The 9,411-nt window shown below is 75.6% G+C and carries 2 protein-coding genes; both read right to left on the reverse strand.

What is annotated here, in order from left to right; translation table 11 throughout:
• A partial coding sequence (locus B124_RS35630) for a non-ribosomal peptide synthetase (RefSeq protein WP_496507172.1) occupies window positions 1-3,701 on the reverse strand: 3,701 nt, incomplete at its 3' end.
• On the reverse strand, window positions 3,698-9,411 hold a 5,714-nt coding region (locus B124_RS35635; RefSeq protein ID WP_496507173.1), incomplete at its 5' end, for an amino acid adenylation domain-containing protein. The genes B124_RS35630 and B124_RS35635, both read right to left, overlap by 4 nt.

Here is a 9,411-nt window from a genome sequence, read left to right on the forward strand (position 1 = left end):
ACCAGCTCCCGCGACCAGCGCCGGAACGACGTCGCCACCGGCTCCAGCTCCGGCTTCCGCCCCTCCCCCACCGCCTCACACGCAGCCCGCAGATCAGGCAGCAGAATCCGCCACGACACCCCGTCCACCACCAGGTGATGGACCACCAGCACGATCCGCCCCACCCGGGCCGGTCCGGCGTCGAGCCACACGGCGTGGACCATGATGCCGTTCGCCGGGTCCAGCCGGTTGACGGCGGCTCGTGCGGCCTGTTCGGCGAGCCGGTCCAGGTCGTCGGCATCCGAGGCGTCGATACGGGTCACGCGGTCCGCGGGGTCCACCGAGCCCCGCTGTCCGACGAGGAGCCGGGGGGCCGCCTCGTCGGACAGGTCCGTGCGGGCCCGCAGCACGTCGTGGGTGTCCAGCAGCGCGCCGACGCCGCCGGCGAGCGTCTCCTGCCCGAGGTCCGCGGGGGCGCCGACGACCGTCCACTGCGCGAATTCCCGGCCCGCGGTCCGTACCCCGAGCCGGCGCATCACCGGCGTCCACGGCGCCTCGCCGACGCCGCCGACGCCGCCGTCTCCGCCCTCGGCCGCCGCCGGTGCCGCCTGGGCGGCGGGCACGGCCAGGCGCTCGGGGGTCCGCTCGTCGAAGACCTGCCGGGGGGTGACCACGAGGCCGGCCCTGCGGGCGCGGGAGGCGAGCTGCATGGAGGTGATGGAGTCGCCGCCCAGCGAGAAGAAGTCGTCGTCCGCACCGACCCGTTCCAGGCCCAGCACCTCGGCGAAGAGTGCGCACAGGGCGGTCTCCGTCTCGCCCTGCGGCGGCCGGCCGGTGGCCTGCTCGGCGAAGTCCGGGGCGGGCAGGGCGGTCTTGTCGACCTTTCCGCTGGCCGTCCGCGGCAGCCCGGCCAGCACCACCACCGCGGCCGGAACCATGTAGTCGGGCAGCGTCGCCGCCAGCTTCTCGCGCGTCCGCCGCGGGTCGACGTCCCGCCCGTCCGGGACGACATAGCCGACGAGCCGCTTGTCGCCGGGGCCGTCGGCGCGGGCGACGACCACCGCCCCGGCGACTCCGGCGGCCTCGCGCAGCGCCGCTTCGATCTCGCCGGGCTCGATGCGGTGGCCGCGGACCTTGACCTGCTCGTCCGCGCGGCCGGCGAAGACCAGCTCGCCGTCGCCGGTCCAGCGCGCCAGGTCGCCGGTGCGGTACATCCGCTCGCCCGGCACGAACGGGCAGGCCACGAACCGCTCCGCGGTCAGCGCCACCCGCCCCAGATAGCCGCGGGCGACGCCGGCGCCGGCAAGATACAGCTCACCCGCCACCCCGGGCGGGACGGGCTGCAGGAACGCGTCCAGCACGTACGCCCGGGAGTTGGTGACCGGTGCGCCGATCGGCGGGATGCCGTGAGGGTCGCGGATCCGGCCGAGCGTGGAGGCGACGGTCGCCTCGGTGAGGCCGTACTCGTTGAACAGGTCGCGGCCCGCCAGCCACCGGCGGCGCAGCTCGCGCGACCCGGGCTCGCCGCCGAGCACGACGCTGCGCAGGTCGGCCAGGCCGGCGGGCGGGACCTCGGCGAGCAGGGTCGGGGTGGTGGCGACGTGGCTGACCCGCTCGTCGCGCATCAGCCGGGCCACGTCGTCGCCGGAGACGTCGAGCCGGGCGGGGCCGAGCACGAGCCGGCCGCCGGCGCACAGCACCGGCCAGATGTCGCTCATCGAGACGTCGAAGCTCGGCGGCACCAGTTGCAGGACGCGGCTGCCGGGGCCGAGGCCGTACTGCGCGACGCGGTCGGCGACGAGGTTGCGCAGGCCGTGGTGGGACGCGACGACGCCTTTGGGTGCGCCGGTGGAGCCGGAGGTGTAGATGACGTACGCCGCGTGACCGGCCGTCAGCGGACCGCGCCGCTCCTCCGCCCCGAGCGGCCCGCCCGGGTGCGCGGCCACCTCGGCGGCCACCGCCGGGTCGTCCAGCACCACCGCGTACACGCCCTCCGGCAGTACGTCCCACGTCACCGAGGTGCACAGCACGACGGCCGGATCCGCGTCCCGCAGCACGAACGCCAGCCGTTCTGCCGGATAGCCGGGATCCACGGGTACGTACACGCCCCCGGCCAGCGACACCGCGAGCAGCGCCTCGATCAGCACCGCCGACCGCTCCAGCACCACCGCCACCCGGACTTCGGGCCCCACGCCCGCCGCCGCCAGGTACCGGCCGAGCCGGCCGGCGCGGTCCGCCAACTCCCCGTACGGCAACGGCTCCCCGCCGCACACCACGGCCACCGCCTGCGGCGACCGCCCCGCCTGCGCGGCGAACGCCTCGGGTGCCAGCGGCTCGGGCACGGCCGCCGCGGTGTCGTTCCAGCGGGTGGTGACCAGTGCGCGCCGCCGCTCGTCGACGGCGTCGAGGCGGCCGACGGGCGCGGCCGGATCCGCGACGAGCTGCTCCAGCACCCGTACGAAGGACGCGGTGACGGTCTCGGCCTGGCCGGGTTCGAACACGTCGCGCCGGTAGAAGAGTTCGGCCCGCAGGTGCTCGCCGGGCCAGGCGATGAGCGTCAGCGGGTAGTGACCGGCGTCCCGGGGTTCGCCCGCGAAGCGGAGGGACAGGGCCTCGGGGTCGTCGGATTCGGCGGAGGTGAGGGGGTAGTTCTCGTAGACGACGAGGGTGTCGAACGTGGCGCCGGGGCCGGCGAGTTTCTGCACCTCGGGCAGCCCGATGTGCTGGTGCGCCATCAGCTCGATCTGGCGCCTTTGGAGGCCGGCGAGGAGCTCTGCCGCGGGGCGGGCGGGATCGAGCCGGACGCGGACGGGCAGCGTGTTGATGAAGAGGCCGACCATCGACTCGACGCCGGGCAGCTCGGGCGGCCGGCCGGCGGCGGTGGCGCCGAAGACGACGTCGTCACGGCCGGTGAGCCGGGCCAGGACCAGCGCCCAGGCGCCCTGCACCACCGTGTTGACCGTCAGCCCGTGGGCCCGCGCCAGCTCCGCGACGTTCGCGGACAGCTCCGCGCCGAGGGTGAAGGGCACCCGCCCGGGCACCACCGGGCCGCCGAGCACGTCCGGGGGTACGACGAGCGTCGGCTCGTCGGCGCCGGCCAGCTCGGCGCGCCAGGCGGCCCGCGCGGCGTCCTTGTCCTGGCGGCGCAGCCACGCCAGGTACTGCCCGTAGGAGGGGGCGGGTTTGAGCATGGACAGGTCGCCGCCTGCTTCGTAGACCGCCGCCAGCTCGTGCAGCAGGACCGGCATCGACCAGCCGTCGAGCAGGATGTGATGGGACGTCACCACCAGCCGGTGCCGCTCCTCGCCGAGGCGGGCGAGCAGCAGCCGCAGCAGCGGAGCCGCGGCGAGGTCCATGGGCCGGGCGCGTTCGGCGTCGGCGAGCGCCTGAGTCTCGGTGAGCGCGTCGGTCTCGGGCAGCGCGGACAGGTCCACGTCGCGCCACGGCAGGGCGACTTCCCGGGTGATGAGTTGGACGGCCTCGCCGGAGGGGCGCCGGTGGAAGCTGGCGCGCAGCGCCGGGTGGCGGGCGAGCAGCCCGGCCCAGGCGGCGCGGAAGCGCCGGTGGTCCAGGGGCCCGTCCACGTCGAGCATGAACTGCACGGTGTAGAGGCCGGGGCTGTCGGTGTCGTAGCCGGCGTGGAACAGCAGCCCTTCCTGCAGCGGCGACAGCGGCCACATCTCTGCCAGGGCGGAGCCTTTGGCGACGGCTGGGGTTTTCACCGGGTGAGTCCTCCTTGGAGCTTCGCCGCGATCGCTTCGAACTGGTCGATCTCGTCCTGGCCGAGGTCGAGGAGCGGGAAGTCGGACGGCGTGTGGCCGCCGGCCGCGGGATCGCCGGTGTGGGCGGCGAGTCCGCCGAGCATGTCCAGCCAGGTGCGGCCGAGGCGGTCCACGTCCGCGTCGGGCAGGACAGCGCCGGCCCAGGCGAGCGCGAGGGTGACTTCGGGGCCCGCGGGGGTGTCGCGGACGACCGGGTTGGCCTCCAGCACGTGGGTGATCGCCATGCCGGGTGCGGCGGAGCCGCCGAGGGCCGTCTCGCCGGCCGGCTGCCACGCCTCGACGCGGCCCGCGCGGGCCCCGGCGGTGAAGCGGCCCAGGTAGTTGAAGCCGGCCTGCGGCGCGGGCAGGGCGGCCAGCACCTCGGCCGTCTCCGGGTTGAGGTGCCGCAGCAGGCCGTGGCCGAGGCCGTCTCCGGGCACGGCCTGCGCCTGCTCCTTCACGGACTTCAGCAGCTCGCCGGCGGCCGGGCCGCCGCCGAGGGCGTCGTCCAGGTCGATGCCGCCGAGGTCGAGCCGCAGCGGGTGGACCGCGGTGAACCAGCCCACGGTCTGCGACGGGTCGAGGTCGCCGATCCCGTCCCGGCCGTGGCTCTCCAGGTCCACCAGCAGCCCCGTGTGTCCGCCCGGGCGCCAGCGCGCGACGGCGGCGGCGAAGGTGGCGAGCAGCACCTCGTGCACGCCGCAGTGGTACGCCGCGGGCGTACCGGCGAGGAGGGTGGCGGCCTGCTCCGCGGGCACGGTCCACGACGCGCGGCGCTGGGTGCACGCGGTGTCGGCGGCCGGGTCGAGCGCCCGCCGCCCGATCAGCGGTTCGGGCTCGACCAGCAGCTTCGTCCACTGCTCCAGCTCGGCCTGGCGCGCCGCGCCCGCGGCCTGGGCGACCAGTGCGCGCGCCCAGCGGCGGAACGGCACCGGCACGGGGTGGAGGAGGGGCTGCCGGCCCGCGGCCAGCGCCTCGCACGCGCTCTGCAGGTCGGGCAGGAGGATGCGCCAGGACACGCCGTCGACCGCGAGGTGGTGGACGACAACGGCGATGCGCCCGACGCGGTGCAGGCCCGCGTCCAGCCACACCACCCGCAGCATCCCGGCGCCGGCCGCCGGGTCCAGCCCGGCCGCCGCCTCGGCCGCGGCCCGGCCGGCGGTCTCGTCCAGCGCCCGGTCCGGCACGTCGGCGGCGTCGACACGGGTGATCAGCGCGGCGGCGTCGAGCGAGCCGGGCTCGGGGACGAGGAGGCGGGGGTGCGCGTCGGACTGGGCGGTGTGGGACGGGGCGGTGTGGGACGGGGCGGTGTGGGCGCGCAGCATGTCGTGCGCGTCCAGCACGGCGGCCACGCCGCCCGCCAGCACCCGGTGCGCCAGCCCGGCGGGCGCGCCGACGACGGTCCACTGGGTGAACCCGGGGCCGGCGACGCCCGCGCCGATCCACCGCATCACCGGCGTCCACGGCACCTCGCCCACCCCGGCGTCGCCGTCCCCGTTTTCGCCGCCGACGGCCGGGTCCGCCCCGTCCTGTCGGCTCTGCAGGGCCACAGCCAGCCGCTCGGGGGTGCGCTCTTCGAAGACCTGACGCGGCGTCAGTACGAAGCCCGCCCTGCGGGCCCGGGACGCCAGTTGCATGGAGGTGATCGAGTCGCCGCCCAGCTCCAGGAAGCTGTCGTCGGCGCCGACCCGCGCCAGCCCGAGCACGTCGGCGAAGAGCGCGCACAGTGCCGTCTCGGCCGCGCCCCGCGGCGCCCGGCCGGTCGCCCGCCCGGCGAAGTCCGGGGCGGGCAGCGCCTTGCGGTCCACCTTGCCGTTCGCCGTCACCGGCAGCGCGTCGAGCACCAGCACCGCGGACGGCACCATGTACTCGGGCAGCAGCTCCGCGGCGTACGCACGCAGCGCGTCCCCGGTGACGCGCCGCCCGCCGTCCGCGACGACGTAGCCCACCAGCCGCTTGTCGCCCGGCCGGTCCTCACGGGCGATGACCACGGCCTGCGCGACCGCCTCGTGACCGGCGAGCACGGCCTCGATCTCGGCCGGTTCCACGCGGAAGCCGCGCACCTTCACCTGCGCGTCCGCCCGGCCGGCGAACTCCAGCACGCCCGCGCCGGTCCAGCGCACCAGGTCACCGGAGCGGTACATCCGCTCACCCGGCACGAACGGGCAGGCCACGAACCGCTCCGCCGTCAGCTCCGGCCGGTCCGCGTAGCCGCGGGCCAGACCCGCGCCGGCGATGTACAGCTCGCCGACCACCCCGGCGGGCACCGGCCGCAGGAATCCGTCGAGCACGTACAGCCTCATGTTGTCGAACGGGCCGCCGATCGGCACGGACGGCGGGACGGGTGCGCCGGGCGCGATGCGGTACGAGGTCGCGAACGTGGTGGTCTCCGTCGGCCCGTACCCGTCCACGACCACCAGCTCCGGGCACGCCGCCCGTACCCGGCGGACCGCCTCCGCGGGCACAGCGTCGCCGCCCGTCCACACCTCGCGCAGCCCGTCCAGGCACTCCGGGTCGTCCTGCGCGAACAGTTGGAACAGCGCCGCCGTCAGCCACATCGCGGAGATCCCGTGCCGCGGGATCAGCTCCCTGAGCCGCGCGGGCGTCACCGCGCCGGGCGGGGCGACGACGACCCGGCCACCGGTCAGCAGCGGCGCCCACAGCTCGTACGTGGCCGCGTCGAAGGTCTGGGGCGAGTGGAAGAGGACCCGTTCGTGGCCGCGGGCGAAGCGGCCGTCGCGCGCGAGGGCCGCCACGTCGCCATGGGTGACCTCGACGCCCTTGGGCAGCCCGGTCGATCCGGAGGTGTACATCACGTACGCCACGTCGTCCGGGCCGAGGGGCACGGGCGCGGCGCCCGAAGCGGCGGCGAGCAGCTCGCCGGCGCTGATGACCGGAGCCGCACCGGTGTCCGGCCGCCCGTCCGCCACGATCAGCACGGTCCGTGCGAGCACCCGGTCGGTGCGCGCCGCCGGCCAGTCCGCGGCCACCGGGACGTATCCGGCACCGGCCTTGACGATGCCGAGGAGCACGATCACCAGCTCCGCGGACCGCTCCATGACCACACCGACGAGGTCCCCGCGCCGCACCCCCCGGGCGGCGAGCCCGCCGGCCACCCGGTCCGCGGCCTCGTTCAGCTCCGCGTACGTCCACTCCCGGTCGCCGTCGACCAGTGCGACGGCCTCCGCGCAGCGGGCGGCACGCTCGCAGAACAGCTCCGGCAGCGCACCCGCGACTTGCGGGCGCACAGCGTCGTTGAAGTCCCGCAGCACGCGCGCACGCTCGGGGCCGTCGAGTAAGTCGAGCCGGCCCACAGGCGCCCCGGGGTCGGCGGCCATCCGCTCCAGGACGTGCACCAGCCGGTCGAGGACGGCGCCGGCGGCTGAGGCGTCGAAGAAGCCGAGCCGGTGACTCAGCTTCAGCCGCAGCCCGCCGGCGGGGTCGGCGACCAGCGTGAGGGGGTAGTTCGTCTCGCCCCACACCGTGGCCTCGGTGAAGCGCAGCCCCGCCGACGCGGCCGGTCCGTGGGCGGGACGGGGGTCGTCGCGGGCGTCCGCGCCGGAGGGGAAGTTCTCGAACGCCATCACGGTGTCGAAGGTCGCGCCCGGCCCGGCGATCCGCTGGATGTCCGCGAGGCCCAGGTGCTGGTGGTCCATCAGCGCGGACTGCTGCGCCTGCACGCCGGCCAGGAGGTCCGCGACGCTCTGTGCCGGGTCCAGCCGCACCCGTACGGGAACGGTGTTGATGAACAGCCCCAGCATGTGTTCCATGCCGGGCAGCTCCGCCGGCCGGCCGGCGACAGCCGCACCCAGCACCACGTCGCCGCGGCCCGCGAGCTGGCCGACGACCATCGTCCAGGCGGTCTGGATCACGGTGTTGAGCGTCACCCCGTGATCGCGGACGAGTCCGGCCAGCGCCCTGTCCAGGGCGGCACCGGCGGTGCGCACGAGATCCTCGGAGGGGCCGCCGTCGCCGTCACGGTCGCCGGGCGCGACGAGCGTCGGCTCGTCCGCGCCGGCCAGCGCCTGCCGCCACGCCTCGTCGGCGGCGGTCCTGTCCTGGCGGGCCAGCCAGGCGAGATAGTCGCGGTACGGCGTCACGGGGGGCAGCCCGGCGGCGCTGCCCCCTGCCGCGTAGCAGGCCCACAGCTCGCGCCGCAGGATCGGCACCGACCAGCCGTCCAGCGCGATGTGGTGGAGCGTGATCACCATCCGGTACCGCTCGGCACCCAGCCGCAGCAACGTCACCCGCAGCAGCGGGGGACACGCCAGGTCGAACCGCCGGGACCGCTCGGCGGCGGCGATCCGCTCCGACTCCGCCCATGCCTCCGCGGCGCCCAGTCCGGACAGGTCCTCCTCGCGCCACGGCAGCTCGGCGTCCTGGACCACGACTTGCACGGGGCGGCTCACCCCGGGCAGATGCCGGAACCCGGCGCGCAGGCTGGCGTGCCGGACGAGCAGCGCCTGCCACGACTCCCGCAGCAGGGCCGCGTCGAGCGGGCCGTCCACGCCGAGTACGAGCTGGCCGATGTAGACGTCGGTGGCCTGCTCGTCATACACCGCGTGGAACAGCAGCCCCTCCTGCAAGGGCGATACCGGCAGTACCTCCACCAGCCCAGGAACGGCCGCCGACAGCTCGTCCAGCACCTTCGGCGCCACGTCGACGAGCGGCGAGGCGGACGCGGCGGGATCGCCGGCAGTATCACTCACGGTGGCCGCGACGGCGGCGAGCCGGGCGGGGGTACGGAGCTGGAACACCTGGCGCGAGGTGAACGACAGCCCCGCCCGCTGGGCCGCCGACACCAGCAGCATCGAGCGGATCGAGTCGCCGCCGATCGCGAAGAACGAGTCGTCGGGGCCGACGCGCTCCAGGCCGAGGACTCCGGCGAACAGCCCGCAGAGCATCGCCTCCCGCGGTGTCGCGGGCGCGCGGGCGGCGGGATCGGCGGTCGCCTCCGGAGCGGGCAGAGCCTTGCGGTCGAGCTTGCCGTTGGGTGTCAGCGGCAGTGCATCGAGGGCGACGATCGCGGCGGGGATCATGTGCGCGGGCAGCCGCCCGGCGGCGAACTCCCGCAGGGCTTCCGGCTCGACACCGTCACCGGCCGGTACGACGTAGCCGACGAGCCGCTTGTCTCCGGGCTGGTCCTCGCGGACGACGACGGCGGTGTGGGCGACGTCCGGATGGGCGGCGAGGACGGCTTCGACCTCGCCTGGCTCGACCCGGAATCCGCGGATCTTGACCTGCTCGTCGGCACGGCCGGCGAAAGCGAGCTCTCCGTCCGCCGTCCACCGGGCAAGGTCCCCCGAGCGGTACATGCGTGCGCCGGGTTCGAAGGGGCAGGCGACGAAGCGCTCGGCGGTCAGCCCCGCGCGGCCGAGATACCCGCGGGCCAGCCCGGCACCGGCGATGTACAACTCCCCCGTCACACCTGGCGGCACGGGCCGGAGGCAGTCATCGAGCACGTAGACACGGGCGTTGCCGATGGGGCGGCCNATCGNNGGCGGCGGGTCGGCGGGATCGATGTCCGGGTCGAGCGAAGTGGCGGTGGTGATGACGGTGGCCTCAGTCGGGCCGTACGTGTTCCACACCTGCGCCTGCCGCGACCACCGCGAAGCGAGATCAGCGGTCAGCAACTCCGCACCCAGCACCCAATTCCGCACGCCCGTCACCG

The organism is Streptomyces sp. CNP082 (assembly GCF_059570535.1).